This window comes from Puribacter membranae (genome assembly GCF_055380425.1).
Window position 1 is genome coordinate 495,090 of sequence record NZ_AP040167.1, and the last position, 21,626, is coordinate 516,715.

Below are 21,626 nucleotides of genomic sequence, written 5' to 3' on the forward strand. Positions count from 1 at the left end.
CGTAGGTACGATTAGCGAAGCGTAATCGTAAGCATGAGAAGTTAGATTGACGGAAATCAAAGGGGGCAGACTCCATTGATTTGTGAATTGAAAATGAATTAGAGCGGTGGGGCAAAAGCATTGCTTTTGGTAGCCACCCTACGTTGGAAGCGTCATGCCGTGCTTGACACGGCATCTCCTTGCAAGGAGATTGCGGCTGGGATTAGTTTAACTGTCCGCAATGACACATGAATGAGTAAAAAATTTTGAAATTGAATTAAAGTTGGAGTATAAAAAATGCCAAAACGGACAGATTTAAAAAGCATCCTGATCATCGGCGCGGGGCCGATCATCATCGGACAGGCGTGTGAGTTTGACTACTCGGGCGCGCAGGCGTGTAAAGCCTTGCGCGAAGAGGGTTATCGCGTGATTTTGGTGAACTCCAATCCGGCGACGATCATGACCGACCCGGAGATGGCGGATGCGACCTATATCGAGCCGATCACTTGGGAAGTGGTGGAAAAAATCATCGAAAAGGAAAAACCGGATGCGATTTTGCCAACCATGGGTGGTCAAACGGCGCTGAATTGTGCGCTCGATTTACATCGTCACGGCGTATTGGACAAACATGGCGTACAGCTGATCGGCGCGTCGCCTGAGGCCATTGACAAAGCCGAAGATCGCATGAAGTTTAAAGACGCCATGACCAAAATCGGTTTGGGCAGCGCCTTGTCCGGCATCGCGCACAGCATGGAGGAGGCGACTGCGGTACACGCGATGATTGCGCAGACGAATAACAACTCCGGCTATCCGGTGATTATCCGTCCGTCGTTCACCATGGGCGGGACGGGCGGTGGTATTGCGTACAACCGCGAAGAGTTTGAGGAAATCTGCCGTCGCGGTTTGGACTTGTCGCCGACCAATGAATTGCTGATCGAGGAATCCTTGCTCGGTTGGAAAGAGTACGAGATGGAAGTGGTGCGCGACAAGGCGGACAACTGCATCATCGTCTGCTCGATTGAAAATTTAGACCCGATGGGCGTTCATACGGGCGATTCGATCACGGTGGCGCCTGCGCAGACCTTAACCGATAAAGAATACCAAATCATGCGTAATGCGTCATTGGCGGTATTGCGCGAAATCGGCGTGGACACGGGTGGCTCAAACGTACAGTTCTCCGTCAATCCCGACACCGGTCGCATGATCGTGATCGAAATGAACCCGCGTGTGTCGCGTTCGTCCGCGTTGGCCTCGAAAGCCACGGGTTTCCCGATTGCGAAAATCGCGGCGAAATTGGCGGTAGGTTACACGCTGGATGAGTTGAAAAACGACATCACCGGCGGACAAACACCGGCGTCGTTTGAGCCGTCAATTGATTACGTTGTGACCAAGATTCCGCGCTTTGCGTTTGAAAAATTCCGCGAAGCCGACCCGCACCTGACCACGCAGATGAAATCGGTGGGCGAGGTGATGGCGATTGGCCGTACGTTCCAAGAGTCGTTCCAAAAAGCCTTGCGCGGCTTGGAAATAGGCATTGATGGCCTCAATCCGGTTTGCACCGACATCAATCAGATCATCGAAGAAATTCGCGAACCGAAAGACCGCCGGATTTTGTTCGTCGCCGATGCGTTCCGCGCGGGCATGAGCGTGGATGAGGTGTTCAATCACTCGAAAATCGACCGCTGGTTCCTCGTGCAGATCGAAGAGATCGTTAAACTGGAGCAGCACATCAGCAAATTGAGCTTGGATCAGATCGGTGCCGATGATCTGCGCACGCTCAAGCAAAAAGGATTTTCAGACCGTCGTTTGGCGCAGGTGCTGAATGTCACGGATTCAGCCGTGCGTGCGGTGCGCCATGCCTTTGGCATTCGTCCCGTATACAAGCGCGTGGATACCTGCGCGGCCGAGTTTGCGACCAACACCGCATATATGTATTCGAGCTATGACCAAGAATGCGAAGCGCAGCCGAGCGACAAGCGAAAAATCATGGTGATTGGCGGTGGACCGAACCGCATTGGGCAGGGCATCGAATTTGACTACTGCTGCGTTCATGCGGCACTGGCACTGCGTGATGACGGTTATGAAACCATCATGGTCAACTGTAACCCCGAAACCGTTTCGACCGACTACGACACCTCGGATCGTTTGTATTTCGAGCCGGTGACGCTGGAAGACGTATTGGAAATCGTCAACGTGGAAAAACCGGCAGGCGTCATCGTGCAATACGGCGGGCAAACGCCGCTCAAGCTCGCGCTGGATTTGGAGCGCAATGGCGTGCCGATCATCGGTACGTCGCCGGATTCGATTGACTTGGCCGAAGACCGCGAGCGTTTCCAAAAACTCTTGCACGATTTGAATTTGCGCCAGCCGCCGAATCGCACGGCGCGCGCAGAGGACGAGGCATTGCGTCTGGCTGAGGAAATCGGCTACCCGCTGGTGGTGCGTCCATCGTATGTTTTGGGCGGACGCGCGATGGAAATCGTTCACGGCCCCGAAGGTTTGGAGCGCTATATGCGCGAAGCTGTGCAGGTGTCGAACGATTCGCCGGTGTTGCTCGATCGCTTCCTCGATGATGCGATTGAGGCCGATGTGGATTGTATTTGCGATGCAACGGGTCGGGTGCTGATCGGTGCGGTGATGGAGCATATTGAGCAGGCGGGCGTTCACTCGGGTGACTCGGCGTGCTCGCTGCCGCCGTATTATCTGAAAACGGAGACGGTCGCCGAAATCAAACGTCAAACCGCTGAGATGGCGCGTGCGCTTAAAGTGGTGGGCTTGATGAACGTGCAATTCGCGGTGCAAGAGCAGGACATTGATGGCGTGAAAACCGATGTGATTTATGTGCTGGAGGTCAATCCGCGTGCGTCGCGTACCGTGCCGTTCGTCTCCAAAGCCATCGGTCGTCCGCTGGCGAAAATCGCCGCGCAGGTGATGGCGGGTAAAACTTTGGCGCAGTTAAACTGCACTGAGGAAGTCATTCCCGACTATTTCAGCGTGAAAGAAGCGGTGTTCCCGTTCAATAAATTCCCGGGCGTTGATCCTGTACTCTCGCCGGAAATGCGCTCAACGGGCGAAGTAATGGGCGTGGGACGTACTTTCGGTGAAGCCTTGTTCAAAAGTCAGCTCGCGGCCTCGTCGCGTCTGCCCGCCAAAGGCAAGGTATTTATCAGCGTGAAAGACAAAGACAAAGCGGCGATGGCGAATTTGTCCAAAGATCTGATTGAATTGGGCTATACGATTTGTGCCACGGGCGGTACAGCGGAGTTTTTGAGCAAGGCCGGTATTACGGTTGAGCGCATCAATAAGGTGAAAGAAGGCCGCCCACACATCGTCGATGCGATGAAAAACGGCGAGGTCGCATTGGTCTTCACTACGGTGGATGAAACGGCCTCTGCGATTGCCGACAGCAGCTCGATCCGCAAAACCGCGATTGCCCAGCGCATTACTTACCAAACCACGGTCGCAGGTGCGGAAGCGGCGATTGAAGGCATGAAGCATCTGAATGAGATCAATGTGTACGATGTGCAGGGCTTGCATCGTCGTTTGAGTTAAGAAAGCATGGAATAACCCCTATCCTGCGCCGCGTTCTGAATGTTTTTTGCTCAGAACGCAGACTGGTTTGGGTTCTTCCGTGTTTCCTTAATGCCTGTAAAGGGTTAAGATAGGGGCAAACGGTTGTTTGCCCCTTTTGCTTGCCTCTTCTTTGATGCCATATCTGCGGTAAACATGCCGCGCATGAATGCTGATCGTCGGAGATGATTATGATTTTTCGTCAACTATTTGAGCCAATTTCCAGTACCTATACTTATTTGCTTGGCTGTGAGCAGAGTGGTCAAGCCTTACTGATCGATCCGGTGTTGCCGATGTGGCAGCGTGATTTGGCGCTGCTCAATGAGTTGGGTTTGAAATTGGCGTATACCTTGGATACGCATATTCACGCCGATCATGTGACTGCGGCGTTGCGTTTGAAACGCGAAACCGGCAGTCAAATCGCTTGCTCGGCGGTGGATGCTTTGCCCTGTACGGATGTGGCTTTGCGCGAAGGTATGCCGCTTCAGATGGGCAGTGTGTGTATTGATCCGCTGTTCACGCCGGGGCATACGGACGGGCATTTGGCATTTTTGGCCGGCGAGCGGGTGTTTACCGGTGATGCTTTGTTGATTGATGGTTGTGGCCGAACGGATTTTCAAAATGGTAATGCGCAGGATTTGTTCCACAGTGTGCGCGAGAAATTGTTTACACTGCCGGATGACACGCTGGTTTATCCGGGGCATGATTATCATGAGCGTCGGGTGTCGAATATCGCGCAGGAAAAAACCCGTAATCCGCGTCTGGGTGGTGACAAATCTTTGGCTGAATTTATCGAAATCATGGCCAATCTGAATTTGGCTTACCCGAAATTCATTGATTATGCGGTACCGAGCAATCGTGCGTGTGGCGTGTGCGCGCAGGAGATACCGGAGGATTTGCAGCAATATTGCGATCAAATGACCGATAGTGTGCAGGGTTGATATATACAACGGGAGGGAATGTAATGAGACAATTGGCTTGGGTGCAAGGGGTGATGCTACTGATCGCCATTGCGCTGACAGTGATGTTTAAAAATGGGATGGGCGGCTCAGAATCCATGGTGTTTTGGAGCTGGTTGGCACATGGTATCGTATTTTTGTTGTATGTCGCCATGCTGGGTTGGGCGATGGGGCGTCGATCGCTGTCGGCGAAACATAGTTGGATTGGCTTGCTCGTGACCTTGGTTCCATTTGGCAGTTTGATTTTTGAACGTATGATTTTGCGCCACTCGCCCATGATCCGGTGATGGTTCGAATGATATTTTCGTAAGACCATTATGAAACCAGCCCTTTGTGTGACACAGAGGGCTGGTGTGTTTTAAAAGCGATCGATGACGATCGCTGATCGCGATTAAACGATAAAGTACAAACCGAGTGCCAAAGCAAAGCCCATCAAGGCAATCAAGGTTTCCATAACCGTCCAGGTTTTGAAAGTGGTTGGCACGTCCATATTCATCAAGCGCCCAACCAGCCAGAAGCCTGAGTCATTCACGTGCGAAGCGATCACCGAGCCTGCGGACGCGGCCAATACAATTGCGGCCACTTGCCCGGACGAAAAGCCGCCAACTTCAACGGCCGGCTTGATCAAAGCCGCAGTGGTCATCAGGGCAACGGTGGCGGAGCCTTGTGCGATGCGCAGCAAGCTGGCAATCAAAAATGCCGCCAAAATCACCGGTACGCCCAATTCGCTCATCGAGTTCGACACGGCCGCGCCGATACCAGAGGTACGCAATACGCCGCCAAACATACCGCCTGCACCGGTAATCAACACCACCGAGCAAATCGCTGGTAAAGAAGACTCCATCAGTTTTTCAAGCGAAATTTTATCCACGCCGCGCGCAGCACCGAGTGTGAACATAGCGATCAGCAGGGTGATGAGCAGGGCAATCGGCGTGTTACCAATCATGCGGATGGTTTGTACCCATAGTTGAGAACCGTCCACTATTTTGGCATTCACCAGCGCGTCCAAGCCCGTATTACCGAAAATCAATATCAACGGCAGTAAAAGCATCGCAATCACCAAAGTGGCAGATGGCGGATTTTTAGGCGTTTCGGTAGACATAACGCCGCCACTCAACAAATCAGGCACTTCGATAGGATAGCGTTTGCCCGCCCACAAGCCGAACAAATATGCAGCGAAATACCAAGTCGGAATCGCCACGACCAAGCCCATCAGCAGCAACACACCCATATCAACGCCCAACAGCGTACCCGCTGCTACCGCACCCGGATGCGGTGGCAAAAACACATGCATCACCGAAAACGCACCCGCAGCAGGCAAACCATAAATCAACACCGGCTGCTTCATGCGGCGCGCCACTGCAAAAATCACCGGCAGCATCACAATCAAGCCCGCGTCAAAGAAAATAGGGAAACCAAACAGCAATGAGGCGATACCCAAAGCCATCGGTGCGCGTTTCTCCCCAAACTTTTCCACCAATGTATCGGCCAAAACTTTCGCGCCGCCGCTGGATTCGACCAGACGGCCAATCATTGCGCCCAGCGCCACCAGCAAAGCCACACCGCCCAAAGTAGAGCCAAAGCCATCCATCATGACTTTTACAACACCTTTGGCCGGAATGCCGGTCGCCAGAGCGGTCAAGAAACTGACCACGACCAAGGTAATGAATGCGTGTACCCGCATTTTCAAAATCAACAATAAAATCAATGCGACCGCGAGTGCCGCGATGCCCAAAAGCGTCGGGGCAGAAAGGGTTTGCGTCCATCCGTCCATCATGTACTCCTTCATTAGAAAATTGAGCCAAACACGTTGAAACTGTTTAATTAGTTAGAAAAATGCTGCATTAAGCCGCCTGATCGTCTAAATTGAGCCATTGCACGACTTGTTCGGTCAGTTCCGGAATAGACAGCATGGCGTCAAACCCGCGTGTGTCGGGCTCGTCGGCCAAAGGCACTTCCAACGTATCAAACTGACTGTCAACCAAAGCGGGATTGAAATAATGGCCTGAGCGCGAAGAAACGCGTTCTTTGGCCTGATCGGGCGTGAGTACGAGATGAACAAAACGAGTGACGGGGGCTTGAGCGAGGCGCAAACGATCGCGATAGATTTTTTTCAACGCAGAACACGTCAAAATCGATCCATTTGGATGCAGCTGCATTTGCTCGGCCAGAGCATCGAGCCAGCCGGCTCGATCGGCGTCTTGCAAAGCAATGCCATTGCGCATTTTTTCGACATTTTCTGGTGGATGCCAAGAATCACCTTCAATCATGACATAGCCCAATCTCTGTGCGAGAGACTCGGCCAAAGTGGTTTTGCCACACCCAGAAACACCCATGATAATGATAGAATACCGCATGAAGATCTCCTAAAAATGGGGTTAACCTTTGAAGCGATCATCCAAATGTGTGTTGGGAAAACAAATCATTGAATTGGATCGTATTGCATCATCGGTATGGGAGTTAGGATAGCGCTAACCGAGATAAAAAAGCAAGCTTTTTACACTTTGTTGCGCAATTTATACATTTTTACGTCATATTTTGATTTTTTAGACGGGTTTGGGACTGAAATTGACAGAGTCACGGAAAAAAACACGCGCCACTGGCAGGATAACTCTCAATGATGTTGCACAAAAGGCGGGCGTCAGCGCAATGACCGCCTCGCGCGCGCTGCGTGGCGAGCGGCGGGTGGCGCCTGAGCTGGTGCTGCGGGTCAAGCAAGCCAGCGAGGCTTTGGGCTATGTACCTGATCCTGCGGCGCGGGCATTGGCCTCCAGCCGCAGTGGTCATGTCGGCATATTGATTCCTTCTCTGACCAATGAATTGTTTGTCGATCTGTTGGAGCAAGCGCACGTGGTCCTGCGTGGCGCGGGCTATCAGGTGCTGTTTGGGATTTCCCATTACGACGCGCAGGAGGAAGAGGCGCTGCTGCGTGAGCAATTGATGCAGCGTCCGGCGGGGCTGCTATTGACCGGTTTAAGCCAGACGCCGAAGGCGCGTGAGATGCTGAAAAAGGCAAAAATCCCCTGCGTGTATATGATGGAAACCACCGATGAGGCGGATATGTACAGCGTCGGTTTTTCACAGGAAGCAGCAGCGGTGCACTTGGTCGAGCATTTGTTGCAACGCGGGCGCAAGCGTATTGCTTTTGCCGCTGCGCAACTGGATCCGCGCACCTTGCAACGGATGGCTGGCTGGCGTACGGCGCTGGAGCAGGCGGGACTATTCGATGAGCGCTTGCTCTACACCGACCGAACGCCGTCATCCATTGGCTTAGGGGCGCAGATGTTACAGCACATCGTGCAATCTGATGCGTCGGTGGATGCGATCTTTTTTTGTAATGATGACTTGGCGCAAGGCGCTTTGCTGTCGGCTAGGGGATTGGGCATTGCGATTCCGGAGCGGCTCTCGGTGGTGGGGTTTAACGATTTGTCCGCAAGCAGGCACATGACGCCGCCATTGACCACGATTCGCACGCCGCGAGCGGAGATTGGCCAGCAGGCAGCTCAGGTTTTGTTGCAGTTGCTCAAGGGTGAAGAATTAACGCAAAGATGCTTTGATTTGGGCTTTTCTTTGAAAATTCGGGGCAGTAGTTGATGGAATCAAGGTACTTATTTTCAGATAGCTTTTAACTATCGATGAGATTTAAAAATACAATGCCTCTATTATGGTTTTTGCTCGAAGATGTTGCTATAATGACATTCAAGTCAATTGATTAACTGATGTTTTTTATTGGCGGATCAATTGCATGATGTGTTCTGACACGTTTTTAACCCTTAAAAAAGGAGCTTATAATGCCTATCATCAACTCTACTGTAAAACCTTTTAAAGCCACTGCGTTTCACAATGGTAACTTCGTTGAAGTATCCGATGCCGACTTGAAAGGCAAATGGTCTGTGGTGTTCTTCTACCCAGCGGACTTCACGTTTGTGTGCCCGACCGAATTGGGCGATTTGGCTGATTTGTATCCTGAATTCCAAAAATTGGGCGTTGAATGCTACTCCGTGTCTACCGACACGCATTTCACGCACAAAGCATGGCACGATGCGTCTGAAACCATTAAGAAAATCAAATACCCAATGATCGGTGATCCAACCGGCACCATCACTCGCAACTTTGACGTGATGATCGAAGAAGACGGCTTGGCATTGCGCGGTACTTTCGTGATCAACCCAGAAGGCGAAATCAAAGTCGCTGAAATTCACGATTTGGGCATTGGCCGTGACGCGAAAGAGTTGTTGCGTAAAGTACAAGCGGCTCAATACGTAGCTTCTCACCCAGGTGAAGTTTGCCCAGCCAAATGGACTCCAGGCGAAGCGACTTTGGCACCATCTTTGGACTTGGTTGGTAAAATCTAATTGATGCTGCGTTGACGCGTGTGAGGTGGTCTTGCCACCTCATCAAATGATTAGATTTAGAGTGTTTTGCGCAGGGTTTTATCCGTTTGAGTTAAAGCCCTGTACAAAATTCTTTCCCCAAAAATCCAAACCATGATTGATCTGAATGAAAGCCTCTGTTTTGTCTGGCTTGGGATTTTTATTGTCTAAAATTGGCAGAGATTTTTAGTAAGTCTTTGATTTAAAATTAAAATTATTGATAACCAAAAAGGAGTTCATGATGTTGGACGCAAATATTCAAACGCAATTAAAAGCCTATTTGGAGAAACTGCAAAACCCGATTGAATTGATCGCATCGCTGGATGACAGCGCCAAAGCCGCGGAAATTCGCAGCTTGCTCAATGACATCGCCGCGTTGTCCGATAAAGTGAGCGTGAGCGAAAACGGTACGGCGACCTTGCGCCCATCCTTTGGCGTGGCGCGCGTTGGCGAGCCTGCGCGCGTGCAGTTTGCCGGTATTCCGATGGGGCACGAGTTCACCTCGCTGGTCTTGGCCTTGTTGCAGGTGGGCGGTCATCCGCCGAAAGCCGATCCCGAGTTGATCGAGCAGATCAAAGGCCTGAACGAGCCGATGCACTTTGAAACTTTCATTTCCCTGTCGTGCCACAACTGTCCTGAAGTCGTTCAGGCGTTGAACCTGATGTCGGTTTTGAATCCGAACATCAGCCACACCATGATTGATGGCGCGGATTTTCAGGATGAGGTCAAAGCACGCAGCATCATGGCCGTACCAACGGCGTTTATGAATGGGGTGGAGTTCGGCCAAGGGCGCATGACGATTGAAGAAATCGTGGCCAAGCTCGATGCGAATGCCGATCAGAAAGCCGCAGAAAAGCTCAATGCGAAGGATAATTTTGACGTACTGGTGGTGGGCGGCGGCCCAGCCGGTGCCGCAGCGGCGATTTACGCCGCGCGTAAAGGCATTGCCACCGGCGTGGTCGCTGAGCGCTTCGGTGGGCAAGTGCTGGATACATTGGCGATTGAAAACTTCATTTCGGTGCAGGCTACCGAAGGACCGAAACTCGCAGCAGCGCTGGAGCAGCACGTCAAAGCCTATCCGGTGGATGTGATGAATCTGCAAACCGCGCGCCAATTGACGCCTGCGGGTGAGGATGGCCTGATCTCGGTTGAATTGGAAAACGGCGCGACGCTCAAGAGCAAAACCGTGATTCTCGCAACCGGCGCGCGCTGGCGCAATATGAACGTGCCGGGTGAAGCGGAATACCGCGCGAAAGGGGTGGCGTATTGCCCGCATTGTGACGGTCCGCTGTTCAAAGGTAAAAAGGTTGCGGTGATTGGCGGTGGTAACTCAGGCGTGGAAGCCGCGATTGATCTGGCGGGAATTGTCGAGCATGTGACTTTGCTCGAATTTGACAGTAAATTGCGTGCTGATGCGGTATTGCAGAAAAAACTACTCAGCTTGCCGAACGTCACCGTGCATACTGAAGCCTTGACCACCGAAGTGCTGGGTGATGGCTCGAAAGTCACCGGATTGCGTTACAAAGACCGAGCGACCGAGCAGGAGCACGTGGTTGAATTGGCCGGTATTTTTGTACAAATCGGCTTGCTGCCGAATACCGATTGGCTCAAAGGGACGGTGGATTTGACAGCTCGCGGCGAGATCGAAATCGATGCGCGTGGTCAAACATCGGTTGCGGGTGTGTTCGCGGCAGGCGACTGTACCACTGTGCCGTACAAGCAAATCATCATTTCGATGGGGGCAGGTGCAACGGCGGCTTTGAGCGCATTTGACCACATCATTCGCAGCGGTCACTAAGACTTGTTTGCAATATGATCGCGCTATGATTGTGATGGCGCAGGAGGGCTTGAGCCATAAAAAAGCCAGATTGATAGTTAATGATCTGATTTAACTATAAATTATAAACATTTGATTTAAAATATATTTATATTTTTAAATTGCTTGTTGGGCTTCTTTAAGTTCCTTGCGTCAGACAGGTGTTTGGGTTATCCTAAACACCTGTTTAACTCTATTGGATGGTCATGTCAGACGACGCATATCCCGCGCGTGGCGCGAAAAATGAAAAACGCCACAAATCCTTTTTTGAGCGTTTGGCCGGTATGTTTGAAGCCGAGCCGGAAACGCAAGAACAGCTTTTAGAAATCCTTCACGGCGCGCATGAGCGTGACCTGCTTGACGACGATGCGCTCTCGATCATCGAAGGAACCCTGCAAATCTCAACATTACGCGCACGCGACATCATGGTTCCGCGCGCGCAAATGGATGGGATCAACATCGAGGATACCCCTCGAGAATTCATTCCCAACATCATTGCCACCAGCCATTCGCGCTTTCCGGTGTTTGAAGGCGGACGCGATAAGGTCATTGGCGTCTTGCTGGCAAAAGACTTACTGCGCTTTTACCACAACGAAGACGAATTCGACGTGCGCGATAATCTGCGTCCGGCAGTGTTTGTCCCTGAGTCCAAACCGCTGAATGTCCTGCTGCGCGAGTTTCGCGAAAACCGTAACCACATGGCGATTGTGGTGGATGAATACGGCGGCGTTGCCGGTCTGATCACCATTGAGGACGTGTTGGAGCAAATCGTTGGCGATATTGAGGACGAGCACGATTGGGACGAAGAGGCGGATAACATTATCGCCGATAAAATAGGGCGCTACCGCGTACGCGCCTTGACCGAGATTGAGCAGTTCAACGAATACTTTAATGCCGAGTTGTCCGATGAGGACGCCGATACCCTCGGCGGACTGGTCACCTCTGAATTGGCGCGGATGCCGCGTCGCGGTGACGTGGTGGTGATTGACCGCTTTGAAATCGAGGTTCAGCGCGCCGATGCGCGACAAGTGCATGTGTTGATGGTGCGGGTATTGAGCGATGAAGAGCTGGCCGAGCGTGAGCAGCAAGCCGAACACCACGAACACGACTGATCTGCATGGATCGCCGTTTAAATCCCGCTGTCTTTTACGGAAAATAGGAGGCGTGTGATGAAGAAAAGCATGATGTTGGGCTGTTTGCTCACATGGGCAATCTGTGGCGTGGCCTCTGCACAGGAGATTGAGCTGCCGGATACACCGCCAACCGATCGCTATGATTGGGCCGAGCGCTATGGCATGGGTGCTTTGGAGTTATGGCAAACAGCTTCTGGCTTGGAAGGCGCAATGTTCAACATCAACACAGTGAGCGAGCGGGGCAATATCTGCGATGCGGCGGGTGTGATTCATCAGCAAAAATCCGTGCTCCAAACCCCTAATGGCGCCTGTGAGCTTCACTTCACACCGAATCAAAACCGCATTCAGGTTAAAAGCTCGTCGCCACAGATGTGTACTTATTTCTGTGGTTCAGGTGTGTATTTTGAGGGCGATTATCTAAAAATGCCTGCTGAATGCAGTGATGCTGCGAAAAGGAAAACCGATCAATTGTTCAACCGCCAATATCGTGCGAAGCAGTATGCGCAGGCCGTGAGCACACTGCGCCAAATGTGGCAAACCTGTGCACCTACGATGCATTGGCTGGAGGAAATGAGCATTCGCAATAATTTGGCCGTGACCTACGCAAAAATGGGTGACAAAGATCAATGCAGCAAAATCCTACAACCGTATAAAAAGGAAATCGTCTCGAAAAATCCGATGGAGGAGCGCGATCCACCGGTGACTTATGTGTTTGAAGAGGAGTACAAAGTTCAGCTCAAAAATGCGCGGTATAACTGGAAACTGTGCCAATGAATGGTCGAGTGGTAAAGCGGTAGAATGATTCAGCGGTGATTGGATAGCAGGCAAAGGGGTAGAACATGATTCAGCGAATGATGGTAGCGGCGGTATTGGGCGTTGTTGGATTAAGCACCGTTTCGATGGCAAAAGCAGGGCAGAGCTATTGCAACAGCAAATATGAATACTGTGTGGATTTCCCCGATCCTATGCAAGCACTCCCGGAGGCGGAAAATGGCGATGGTCGCGCGTTTCGTCTGGCGGGTTCGACAGCGGATATTCGCGTCTATGCCAGCACCATGCCGTTGATACTGGATATGAGTGCGCAGCAGTATTTTCGTGCATCACAAAAAGAGCAACGTGCCAAAAAAATTCCAGATTATGAGTTACTCAAAGCCGATCGCTATGTGTTTAGCGTGCGCGAGGGCGGCCAAATCACTTATGTATTCAATCGAAGTTTCAAGCAGACGAGCAAAGATGGACTGATGTACAGTGTGTATGCTCAATATCCTGCCGCCGAGCAAAAGCGGCTCCAGCCAATTATTCAACAGATGACGCGCAGCTTGCGTTTGCTTCCCTAAAGCGTAAGTGCGCTGTTATCGCCGCTTGGTATTGCTGATTTTACTCAATCAAAAACCCTTCCGTTCAATTGATCGGAAGGGTTTTTGTTGGCTGATAAATTACTGCCAAGAACGCTATCAGTGACTCAGCTAGCGATGAATTACTGCTCATCCTCCTCATGCAATTCGAATTTGCTTGCCAACTGTTGCTGAACATGCATCGGAACCGCAGCGTAGTGTGAAAATTCGACGGTGTAGCTGCCTTGACCACCGGTCAGTGATTTCAGGCGCGATTGGTAGTCTGAAATTTCGGCCAGCGGTACTTCGCCGGAGACGATTGCCATGCCGTGTGCCTTTTCACCCGTGCCGGTGACGTGACCGCGGCGTGAGGACAAATCGCCTGCCATATCGCCGATGTGGTTTTGCGGTACAACGATTTCGATGTTGACGATGGGTTCGAGTATGATCGGTTGAGCATTGCGAATTGCTTCGATGGTGGCTTTTTTACCCGCCGCGACGAAGGCGACCTCTTTGCCATCGACCGGATGGGTTTTTCCATCAAATACGGTGACTTTGACGTCTTCCACTGCGTAGCCGGCGACAATACCGTCGGCCAAGGCTTGGCGCACGCCTTTTTCCACCGCCGGCATGAATACGCCCGGAATCACACCGCCTTTGATGGCATCGACGAATTCAAAGCCTTCGCCGCGACCTTTTGGCTCAACGCGCAAGTGTACTTCGCCGAATTGACCAGCGCCACCGGATTGCTTTTTGTGGCGGCAGATGCCTTCGGCCGTACCGGTGATGGTTTCACGGTACGGAATGCGCGGTGGCTTGGTGTCTACTTCCAGCTTGTATTGGTTGAACATTTTGTCCAATTTGGATTTGAGGTGAATTTCGCCCAGGCCGCGAATTACGGTTTCGTTGCTGCTTGGATGGCGTTCAATGACAAAGGTCGGATCTTCACTGGCTAATTTGGCCAGGATTTCAAACAGTCGCTGTTCGTCGCCTTTTTTCTTGGTTTCAACGGCCAGGCCAGCCATTGGTTTTGGAAACTCCAGCGGTGCCAAATGGATGTGGTCTTCATCGTGCGAATCGTGCAGCACGCTGTCAAATTCGATGTCATCAATTTTCGCGACTGCGCCGATGTCGCCGGGCAGCAGTTCATCCACTTCCACCGTCGCTTTGCCTTGCAATTGGTATAAATGCGCGGCTTTGAACGCGCGTTTGGAGTCGCCCACGAACAGTTGCATATCCTTTTTCACCGTGCCTTGATGCACGCGGAATACGCTGATTTTGCCCATATACGGGTCGGAAATGACTTTGAATACATGCGCCAATACGTGCTTGCTTGCGTCCGGTTCGGCGTGGAAAGGTTCGGCGTTGCCCAATTCACCTTTGTAGAACGGTGGTGGATTGCTCTCGGTCGGATTCGGCGCGAGCGAGGCCAAAACGTGTAGTAATTCTTTGATACCCGCACCAGTTTTGGCCGAGGTGAACAATACGGGGATCAAATGACCTTCGCGCAGGGCTTTTTCAAATGGTGCGTGCAAATCGCTTGTGCTTGGGTCGGCACCGTCTTCGAGGTATTGCATCAATAGCTCTTCGTCCTCCTCAACCAATTGGTCAATCAGTGCGCGGTGCGCTTCGGCCACCGAGTCAAAATCCGTATCCCCGCTGTCATGCTCCAACACTTCGATCACATCGGCAGCATCGTGCGCCGGTAAATCCAGCACCAAGCATTGTTTGCCAAAAGTATCACGGATGTCGTTGAGCAGGGCAGGCAGGTCAATATTATCCGCATCAATTTTATTGACCACGATCATGCGCGCCAGTTTGCGGTCGGCTGCGTACTGCATCATGCGTTCGGTCATGAGTTCGATGCCGGTTTGCGCGTTAATCACGACCAGCGCGGTGTCCACACCGGCCAATGCGGCGATGGATTGACCCGAAAAATCAGGGTAACCGGCGGTGTCGATCAGGTGAATATGGGTGTCTTCATAGGCAAAATTTACCACGGCGGAGTTGAGCGAGTGACCGGCTTCTTTTTCTTGTGGTTCAAAATCGCAGACGGTTGTACCGCGCTCGATGCTGCCTTTGGCGGGGATCGCACCGGTTGCAAACAGCAATGCTTCGGCCAAGCTGGTCTTACCAACCGCGCCATGACCGACCAAAGCAACCGAACGAATGGCTTGCGTGGTGTATCTTGACATCATATTCTCCTTTTATATAGTCAAAACAAATGAAAATCGGCGTTTACCGCAGTGAATTTGAATAAATTTTTTGCGCAGCAACGATGTCACTATACGCCGTTCAAAAGTGAATTTCAATCAGGACTGAAAACAGTAAAACCGCTGTTTGAAATGACTCAATGCCGTCATTTGAGACGGCAAAATTTATTTTTCAAATTTTTGTTTGAATTTTTTGGTGTTTACGATGTATTTTTAGATAGAATAAGCACATAATTAATTGATATAAGGAGTTATCGTGCTGCGTTTTGATCTACCTGCTGTTTCTTCCAATGTGATTCGTTGGGAGGCGGTTATAACCTTTGTTGTGTGCAACTTGGCTTTGTTTGTCTCGCCGTGGTTCATGGCTGTTTTGGTGGTTCAGGCCTTAGTCAAAGGTTTTATCGGACATTACAAATGTCCGTCGCATCTGCTGTGGAAGCGTATTTTCGACGCGCAAGGCTGGACTGGAGCTATGGTGAATGCGGGGGCGAAGATGTTTGCCGCCAAGATATTATTTCTCGCCAGCAGCGTGTCTTTGGTGCTGTTTTTACTGGGCAATGAACTGTGGAAAGTTCCTTGCGTGGTTTTGATTGTATTCTCGTTCCTTGAGTGGGCGCTGTCTTTCTGCGCCGCGTGCTGGGTGTATGGTCTTTGGTATCGGTTTTTTCCACCAAAAATGGGGTGATTTCACTTAATCTGGGTAATAATCAGCCATTTTGTACCTTTTTGTTTTGCGTACCATTTTGCCATTAACGCCATTGCTGCGGGTTTGGGTGGTGACGTAAACATAGCGGCCATCTGAACTAGTGGCGTCTTCGGTCAGGATTTTGGTTGCGACCAGGCCACGTTTGGGTACGACCGCATATTCGGTAGTTTCATGCCAACAGCAGCCGGATTTGGTAAAGGTGGTCAGGCGTTTGCGCACAGGGTCGGTTTGGAACATGCCGAGGTTTTCGTAAGCCAATGCCGTTAATTCCTTGCTCGGTACAAATTGTCCGCGGCTTTGGTTGAACACATAAACGTCGTAGGACGGGCCGCCGTAGCCGCTGTTGTTGCCATTGCGAATCGCCAAATCCTCAGAGCCGTCAAAATTAAAATCTTCGAAAATCAACGGGCTTTGCTCGTTGTAGAGCTGGACGATATTTACCGTGGGTTGTTGTTCGGCAGTCAAAAAGAAATTTAAATTATCCGAGCGAAAGGTTTGTACGAAACGCTGGTTCGCTTTGTCAAATAGCTGGACTCGACCTTCGCCTTGACATTGCCCAGCGTCGCAATGACTGACATACAGCTTCGCGATGTAGTGTACGGAGCCATCGTTGATGGTGAACTCGTGCGATGGGGTGGTGCCCGAATTGGTGTCAGCGCTTGATACCTGCGCCAGAGCGGGGAGATGGAATGTGCTGCACAATACAGTTAGCGTCGTGATTGTTGATCGGGTCAATAGCGAACGGCGTGGAGTAGTAGTGCAACGCATTTCAATCTCCTCAAAATGGGTTGGGCTGTGTTTTTTTAAGAATTTAACATCGTGTGGTTTTGATGAACTCAGGCAAAGCGGGGTAACCATCGGACAATGTTAACACTTCATAGCCGGTCGGTGTGACCAAAACGGTATGTTCCCATTGGGCAGATAGACTGCGGTCTTTGGTTTTGACCGTCCAGCCGTCCGACATGGTGCGCAAATCGCGCTTGCCCGCATTGATCATCGGCTCGATGGTGAAAATCATACCGGCTTTGAGCTTCATGCCTTGGCCTTTGACGCCGTAGTGTAGCACTTGCGGCTCTTCGTGGAACACTTTGCCGATGCCATGACCGCAGTATTCACGAACTACCGACATACCGTTGGCATGAGCGTGTGCTGCAATCGCCGCGCCGATGTCGCCCAAAGTTGCGCCTTCTTTGACCTGAGCAATGCCCAGCCACATACATTCATAGGTCACATCGCACAGGCGTTTTGCCGCGATGGATGGCTCGCCCACGGTAAACATGCGGCTGGTGTCGCCGAAATAGCCTTCGGGTGTGATGATGGTAACGTCGATATTGAGGATGTCGCCGTTTTTCAGAATTTTGTCGTCCGATGGCACGCCGTGGCAAATCACGTCGTTCAGTGAAATACAGCAGGATTTTGGGTAGGGCGGATAACCGGGCGGCTGATAGCCGAGTGTGGCGGACACCGTTTTTTGCACATTGACCATATAGTCATTGATCATGCGATCCAGCTCGCCGGTGGAAATGCCTGCCTTAATAAAAGGCGCAATATAATCAAGTACTTCAGATGCAAGGCGGCAGGCAACGCGCATATGAGCGATATCGGTTTCGGTTTTAATGGTCACGGACATAGGTATGGCTTTATAAAAACGTGTCAATCGGTCAACACAAAAACCAATCGGAAGGGACGTATCCACGGTATTCATACCGCTTGGCTTGTGTTTGGGCTGTAATTGGTTTAGAATTATAGACTGTCTTGGATACATGTGCAGAGATTGTTTGACGCATGGTGGCAAGACAGTGGCCGTGTTATCGCTGTATTTCCGGCCAAAATAGCGCATACGGCGCGTATAGGGTGCAGGCAAAACGTTTGCAAACCGCATCGTATGTTAGACACAACCCTGAAATAAAAGGTATTTAATATGTTAGTTTCTATGCGTGAAATGCTCGAAGCGGGCTGCCACTTCGGTCACCAAACCCGTTTTTGGAATCCAAAAATGGCTCCGTTCATCTATGGGCATCGCAACAAAATTCACATCATCAACTTGGAAAAAACCGTTGTGATGTACAACGAAGCAGCTGAGTTCGTGAAAAAATTGGCTGCACGTCGTGGCACCGTATTGTTCGTCGGCACCAAACGCGCTGCACGCGAAATCATCGCCGAAGAAGCAGCACGCGCAGGTATGCCGTATGTGAACCAACGCTGGTTGGGCGGTACTTTGACCAACTTCAAAACCATCAAAACCTCTATTAAACGTCTGAAAGACATGGAAGCAGCGGTTGAATCTGGTGAAGTTGAAAAACTGACCAAAAAAGAAGCTTTGTTGTTCCAACGTGAAATCGAAAAACTGAACAAGTCCATCGGCGGTATCAAAGATATGGGCGGTATTCCTGATGCGATTTTCGTGATCGATATCGGTTACCACAAAGGCGCATTGCTCGAAGCGAAAAACTTGGGTATTCCAGTGATTTCTGTGGTGGATACCAACCACAATCCAGAAGGCGTTGATTTCGTCATTCCGGGTAACGACGACTCAGGTCGTGCGGTTCGCCTGTATGCACGCGGTATGGCCGATGCGGTATTGGAAGGTCGTGCGAACGCGGTTCAGGAAGTGGTACAAGCAGCTAAAGAAGCGGCTGAACCGACTGAAGAGTTTGTTGAAGTACAAGAAAGCGAAAACGCTTAATTGACGAATGAGCAGCAAACAAAGGAAGGGGCGGTTTGCCCCTTTTTTAAAGATTTTTTGGCACGATGATGCAAATTGCAGGAATGATTAACTGCATCATTGTGTGAATTGAAGCACATCACTATTGAGGAAAAATTATGACGACAATTACTGCAGGCATGGTTGCCGAATTGCGCGGTAAAACCGACGCGCCGATGATGGAATGCAAAAAAGCCTTGACCGAAGCCGGTGGCGATATGGTCAAAGCCGAAGAATTGCTGCGTGTGAAATTGGGCAGCAAAGCGGGCAAAGCGGCATCACGCATTGCGGCGGAAGGTGTTGTGGCGGTATATGTCAATGGCACAACCGGCGCGATGATTGAAGTGAACTCTGAAACCGACTTCGTGGCGAAAAATGACGACTTCTTGGCTTTGGCCAATGGTTCGGCAAAATTGGTTGCAGAGCAAAATCCTGCTGACGTAGAAGCATTGGGTGCGTTGGACATGAACGGCAAAACCGTTGAACAAACCCGTACCGACCTGGTGGGTAAAATCGGTGAAAACATGAGCATTCGCCGTTTCAAACGTTTCGCTGGTGACAACCAATTGGCGTACTACCTGCACGGCTCAAAAATCGGCGTCGTGGTGGAATACACCGGTGACGAAACTGCGGCCAAAGACGTTGCCATGCACGTTGCTGCGATGAAACCTGTTGCTCTGTCAGCGGCTGATGTTCCTGCAAACCTGATCGAAACTGAACGCTCAGTAGCTAAAGCCAAGGCGATCGAGCAAGACAAACCGGCTGAAATCGCTGAGAAAATGGTTGAAGGTTCGGTACAAAAATACTTGAAAGAAGTGTCTTTGTTGAATCAATCATTTGTGAAAAACGACAAACAAACCGTTGAGCAAATGTTGAAAGAGAAAAACACCACCGTTGCTGGCTTCACCATGTTCATCGTGGGCGAAGGCATTGAGAAAAAAGTGGACGACTTCGCTGCAGAAGTTGCTGCGCAAGTTGCGGCTGCAAGCCAAGGCTAATCGCAAGGCGACAGTACGGAAAAACGGGCAGAGATGCCCGTTTTTTTATGCGCAGTGCGTCGTCCAGCGGTGTGAGTCGGAGTAATTCATCCGTAAGTATGGTGTCCTACAATCGGCATTGAGTGAATATATAAAATCTCTTCTTTTAAAGGTGGGTTTTTGCTTATAATTACACTGCTTTCATTCATTGCTTATTTGGGTATTCTCTAAAGTAGGGTTGAGTGAATTGGTCAAAACGAATCCATAAATAACCCCTACGAAAAGGGGATTTATTTTAACGATAAATAATAGGAGAAAATCTTATGAGTTCTACGATGGGGCACGAGCGAGTCGGTCATTTGGGTTTACGTGAAAAAATCATGTCTGCGGAGCAGGCTGCTGAGTTTATCCAAAACGGGATGAACGTCGGCATCAGCGGCTTTACCGGCGCGGGCTATCCCAAAGCGGTACCGGCTGCATTGGCCAAACGCATGGAAGAAGCGCACGCGCGTGGCGAAGAATTCGGCATTGGTATGTTGACCGGCGCGTCAACGGCGGATGACTGTGATGGCGTATTGGCGCGTGCCAAAGGGATTAAATTCCGTACTCCGTTCCAATCTGACCCGACTTTGCGTAAGCAAATCAATGCGGGCGCGACCAATTACCAGGACGTGCATTTGTCGCATTTGGAACAGCAGGTTCGTTACGGCTTTTTCGGCGATATGGATGTGGCATTGGTTGAAGTGACCGGCATTTTGCCGGATGGTCGCTTGATTCCTTCACTGGCGATCGGCACCAATAATCAATGGCTCAAGTCCGCGAAAAAAATCATTTTGGAGGTCAATAGCCGTCAAAATGCGTTGCTGGAAGGTATGCACGATATTCACCCAGACATCGGCGTGCCGCCAAATCGCAAACCGATTCCGATCGTGTCGGCTGCCGACCGCGTCGGTTCACCGTATTTGGAATGCGATTTGGACAAAATCGTCGCCATCGTGTTAACCGATTCGCCTGATCGCAACAGCAAATTTGCCGATCCGGATGAGAATTCACAGCGTATCGCTGCGCAAATCATCGATTTTTTCTCACACGAAGTGAAAATGGGGCGTTTGCCTAAAAACCTATTGCCATTGCAATCGGGCGTGGGTAACGTTGCGAATGCCGTGTTGGCGGGTTTGCAAGACGGTCCGTTTGACGGCTTGATGGGCTATACCGAAGTATTGCAAGACGGTATGCTGGACTTGATCTTGTCGGGCAAAATGGTATCGGCTTCTGCGACTGCATTGTCCTTCAGCCCAGATGCGCTGGATCGTTTTAATGCCAACATCGAAACCCTGCGCTCAAAAATTATCTTGCGTCCGCAAGAGGTGACCAACCATCCTGAAGTATCCCGTCGTCTGGGCGTGATCGGTATGAACGCCATGATCGAATGTGACATCTACGGCAATGTGAACTCCACGCATATCATGGGCACCAGCATGATGAACGGTATCGGCGGTTCGGGCGACTTTGCGCGCAATGCGTTTTTGTCGTTCTTCGTCACGCCATCGGTAGCCAAAGACGGCGCGATTTCCTGTATCGTGCCGATGGTGTCGCACCACGACCACACTGAGCATGATGTAATGGTATTGGTAACCGAGCAAGGTTTGGCTGATTTGCGTGGCAAATCACCGCGTCAGCGCGCGAAGCTGATCATCGAGAACTGCGCACATCCAGACTACCGTCCGATGTTGCAAGACTACTATGATCGTGCAGAGAAAGCCGGTGGCTTGCATACGCCGCATATGCTGAACGAGGCTTTGTCTTGGCATCAGCGTTTCGTCGAAACCGGCGATATGCGCGTTAAATAAGGTGACACTCAT

The 21,626-nt window shown here is 50.9% G+C and carries 18 protein-coding genes; 13 read left to right on the forward strand and 5 right to left on the reverse strand.

Going from position 1 to position 21,626, the window contains the following annotated elements:
* Window positions 1-276: 276 nt before the first annotated feature.
* The 3 genes from carB to ACZ41M_RS02320 all read left to right on the forward strand — a co-directional run bounded on the left by carB (window position 277) and on the right by ACZ41M_RS02320 (window position 4,795).
* The gene (gene carB / locus ACZ41M_RS02310; protein WP_464730463.1) at window positions 277-3,531 is read left to right on the forward strand and encodes a carbamoyl-phosphate synthase large subunit; all 3,255 of its coding nucleotides are present in this window, start codon (window positions 277-279) and stop codon (window positions 3,529-3,531) included.
* Between the two features lie 209 nt (window positions 3,532-3,740).
* The gene (locus tag ACZ41M_RS02315) at window positions 3,741-4,490 is read left to right on the forward strand and encodes an MBL fold metallo-hydrolase (RefSeq protein ID WP_464730462.1); all 750 of its coding nucleotides are present in this window, start codon (window positions 3,741-3,743) and stop codon (window positions 4,488-4,490) included.
* Window positions 4,491-4,513: 23 nt separating this feature from the next.
* Window positions 4,514-4,795 carry a DUF3817 domain-containing protein gene (locus ACZ41M_RS02320; protein WP_464730461.1) on the forward strand — a complete coding sequence of 94 codons (282 nt, stop codon included), beginning with the start codon at window positions 4,514-4,516 and terminating at the stop codon, window positions 4,793-4,795.
* 104 nt (window positions 4,796-4,899) lie between these two features.
* Here the strand turns inward: ACZ41M_RS02320 and ACZ41M_RS02325 are convergent, their stop codons facing one another.
* The gene (locus tag ACZ41M_RS02325) at window positions 4,900-6,285 is read right to left on the reverse strand and encodes a GntP family permease (protein ID WP_464730460.1); all 1,386 of its coding nucleotides are present in this window, start codon (window positions 6,283-6,285) and stop codon (window positions 4,900-4,902) included.
* Between the two features lie 67 nt (window positions 6,286-6,352).
* Entirely contained in the window at window positions 6,353-6,865 is a 513-nt protein-coding gene (locus tag ACZ41M_RS02330) for a gluconokinase (protein ID WP_464730459.1), read from the reverse strand.
* A gap of 211 nt (window positions 6,866-7,076) precedes the next feature.
* Between ACZ41M_RS02330 and gntR the strand changes: the two genes are divergently transcribed.
* The 6 genes from gntR to ACZ41M_RS02360 all read left to right on the forward strand — a co-directional run bounded on the left by gntR (window position 7,077) and on the right by ACZ41M_RS02360 (window position 13,167).
* Entirely contained in the window at window positions 7,077-8,102 is a 1,026-nt protein-coding gene (gntR, locus tag ACZ41M_RS02335; RefSeq protein ID WP_464737479.1) for an HTH-type transcriptional regulator GntR, read from the forward strand.
* Between the two features lie 197 nt (window positions 8,103-8,299).
* Window positions 8,300-8,863 (forward strand): alkyl hydroperoxide reductase subunit C, encoded by a 564-nt coding sequence (ahpC, locus tag ACZ41M_RS02340; protein ID WP_464730457.1) that lies wholly within the window; start codon window positions 8,300-8,302, stop codon window positions 8,861-8,863.
* Between the two features lie 259 nt (window positions 8,864-9,122).
* Window positions 9,123-10,679, forward strand: coding sequence for an alkyl hydroperoxide reductase subunit F (gene ahpF, locus ACZ41M_RS02345; RefSeq protein ID WP_464732130.1), 1,557 nt, complete (start codon window positions 9,123-9,125; stop codon window positions 10,677-10,679).
* Between the two features lie 224 nt (window positions 10,680-10,903).
* A complete protein-coding gene (locus tag ACZ41M_RS02350) occupies window positions 10,904-11,809 on the forward strand; it encodes an HlyC/CorC family transporter (RefSeq protein ID WP_464730456.1) in 906 nt (301 codons plus the stop codon).
* 57 nt (window positions 11,810-11,866) lie between these two features.
* A complete protein-coding gene (locus tag ACZ41M_RS02355) occupies window positions 11,867-12,604 on the forward strand; it encodes a hypothetical protein (protein ID WP_464730455.1) in 738 nt (245 codons plus the stop codon).
* Window positions 12,605-12,669: 65 nt separating this feature from the next.
* Window positions 12,670-13,167, forward strand: coding sequence for a hypothetical protein (locus ACZ41M_RS02360; protein WP_464730454.1), 498 nt, complete (start codon window positions 12,670-12,672; stop codon window positions 13,165-13,167).
* Between the two features lie 140 nt (window positions 13,168-13,307).
* Here the strand turns inward: ACZ41M_RS02360 and fusA are convergent, their stop codons facing one another.
* Window positions 13,308-15,359: an elongation factor G gene (gene fusA / locus ACZ41M_RS02365; protein WP_464732129.1), complete on the reverse strand. Its 2,052-nt coding sequence runs from the start codon at window positions 15,357-15,359 to the stop codon at window positions 13,308-13,310.
* 274 nt (window positions 15,360-15,633) lie between these two features.
* On the opposite strand from fusA, the gene ACZ41M_RS02370 reads away from it, so the two are divergent.
* Entirely contained in the window at window positions 15,634-16,062 is a 429-nt protein-coding gene (locus ACZ41M_RS02370) for a DUF4395 family protein (RefSeq protein ID WP_464730453.1), read from the forward strand.
* Between the two features lie 6 nt (window positions 16,063-16,068).
* Here the strand turns inward: ACZ41M_RS02370 and ACZ41M_RS02375 are convergent, their stop codons facing one another.
* Both ACZ41M_RS02375 and map read right to left on the reverse strand, forming a co-directional pair.
* Window positions 16,069-16,851, reverse strand: coding sequence for an XAC2610-related protein (locus ACZ41M_RS02375; protein WP_464730452.1), 783 nt, complete (start codon window positions 16,849-16,851; stop codon window positions 16,069-16,071).
* 43 nt (window positions 16,852-16,894) lie between these two features.
* Window positions 16,895-17,713, reverse strand: coding sequence for a type I methionyl aminopeptidase (map, locus tag ACZ41M_RS02380; protein ID WP_464730451.1), 819 nt, complete (start codon window positions 17,711-17,713; stop codon window positions 16,895-16,897).
* Window positions 17,714-18,004: 291 nt separating this feature from the next.
* Between map and rpsB the strand changes: the two genes are divergently transcribed.
* From rpsB to ACZ41M_RS02395, 3 genes are all read left to right on the forward strand, one after another.
* Window positions 18,005-18,769 (forward strand): 30S ribosomal protein S2, encoded by a 765-nt coding sequence (gene rpsB / locus ACZ41M_RS02385; protein WP_464730450.1) that lies wholly within the window; start codon window positions 18,005-18,007, stop codon window positions 18,767-18,769.
* Between the two features lie 137 nt (window positions 18,770-18,906).
* Window positions 18,907-19,785 (forward strand): translation elongation factor Ts, encoded by an 879-nt coding sequence (gene tsf / locus ACZ41M_RS02390; protein WP_464730449.1) that lies wholly within the window; start codon window positions 18,907-18,909, stop codon window positions 19,783-19,785.
* A 302-nt stretch (window positions 19,786-20,087) separates the two neighbouring features.
* On the forward strand, window positions 20,088-21,614 hold the full coding sequence (locus ACZ41M_RS02395) for an acetyl-CoA hydrolase/transferase family protein (RefSeq protein ID WP_464730448.1): 1,527 nt from the start codon (window positions 20,088-20,090) through the stop codon (window positions 21,612-21,614).
* Window positions 21,615-21,626 lie beyond the last annotated feature (12 nt).

Excerpts from the sequence above, each read along its gene's own strand:
- carB (WP_464730463.1), top strand. The coding sequence starts at position 277 with ATGCCAAAACGGACAGATTTAAAAAGCATCCTGATCATCGGCGCGGGG.
- ACZ41M_RS02315 (WP_464730462.1), top strand. The coding sequence starts at position 3,741 with ATGATTTTTCGTCAACTATTTGAGCCAATTTCCAGTACCTATACTTAT.
- ACZ41M_RS02320 (WP_464730461.1), top strand. The coding sequence starts at position 4,514 with ATGAGACAATTGGCTTGGGTGCAAGGGGTGATGCTACTGATCGCCATT.
- ACZ41M_RS02325 (WP_464730460.1), bottom strand. The coding sequence starts at position 6,285 with ATGATGGACGGATGGACGCAAACCCTTTCTGCCCCGACGCTTTTGGGC.
- ACZ41M_RS02330 (WP_464730459.1), bottom strand. The coding sequence starts at position 6,865 with ATGCGGTATTCTATCATTATCATGGGTGTTTCTGGGTGTGGCAAAACC.
- ahpC (WP_464730457.1), top strand. The coding sequence starts at position 8,300 with ATGCCTATCATCAACTCTACTGTAAAACCTTTTAAAGCCACTGCGTTT.
- ahpF (WP_464732130.1), top strand. The coding sequence starts at position 9,123 with ATGTTGGACGCAAATATTCAAACGCAATTAAAAGCCTATTTGGAGAAA.
- ACZ41M_RS02350 (WP_464730456.1), top strand. The coding sequence starts at position 10,904 with ATGTCAGACGACGCATATCCCGCGCGTGGCGCGAAAAATGAAAAACGC.
- ACZ41M_RS02355 (WP_464730455.1), top strand. The coding sequence starts at position 11,867 with ATGAAGAAAAGCATGATGTTGGGCTGTTTGCTCACATGGGCAATCTGT.
- ACZ41M_RS02360 (WP_464730454.1), top strand. The coding sequence starts at position 12,670 with ATGATTCAGCGAATGATGGTAGCGGCGGTATTGGGCGTTGTTGGATTA.
- fusA (WP_464732129.1), bottom strand. The coding sequence starts at position 15,359 with ATGTCAAGATACACCACGCAAGCCATTCGTTCGGTTGCTTTGGTCGGT.
- ACZ41M_RS02375 (WP_464730452.1), bottom strand. The coding sequence starts at position 16,851 with ATGCGTTGCACTACTACTCCACGCCGTTCGCTATTGACCCGATCAACA.
- map (WP_464730451.1), bottom strand. The coding sequence starts at position 17,713 with ATGTCCGTGACCATTAAAACCGAAACCGATATCGCTCATATGCGCGTT.
- rpsB (WP_464730450.1), top strand. The coding sequence starts at position 18,005 with ATGTTAGTTTCTATGCGTGAAATGCTCGAAGCGGGCTGCCACTTCGGT.
- tsf (WP_464730449.1), top strand. The coding sequence starts at position 18,907 with ATGACGACAATTACTGCAGGCATGGTTGCCGAATTGCGCGGTAAAACC.
- ACZ41M_RS02395 (WP_464730448.1), top strand. The coding sequence starts at position 20,088 with ATGAGTTCTACGATGGGGCACGAGCGAGTCGGTCATTTGGGTTTACGT.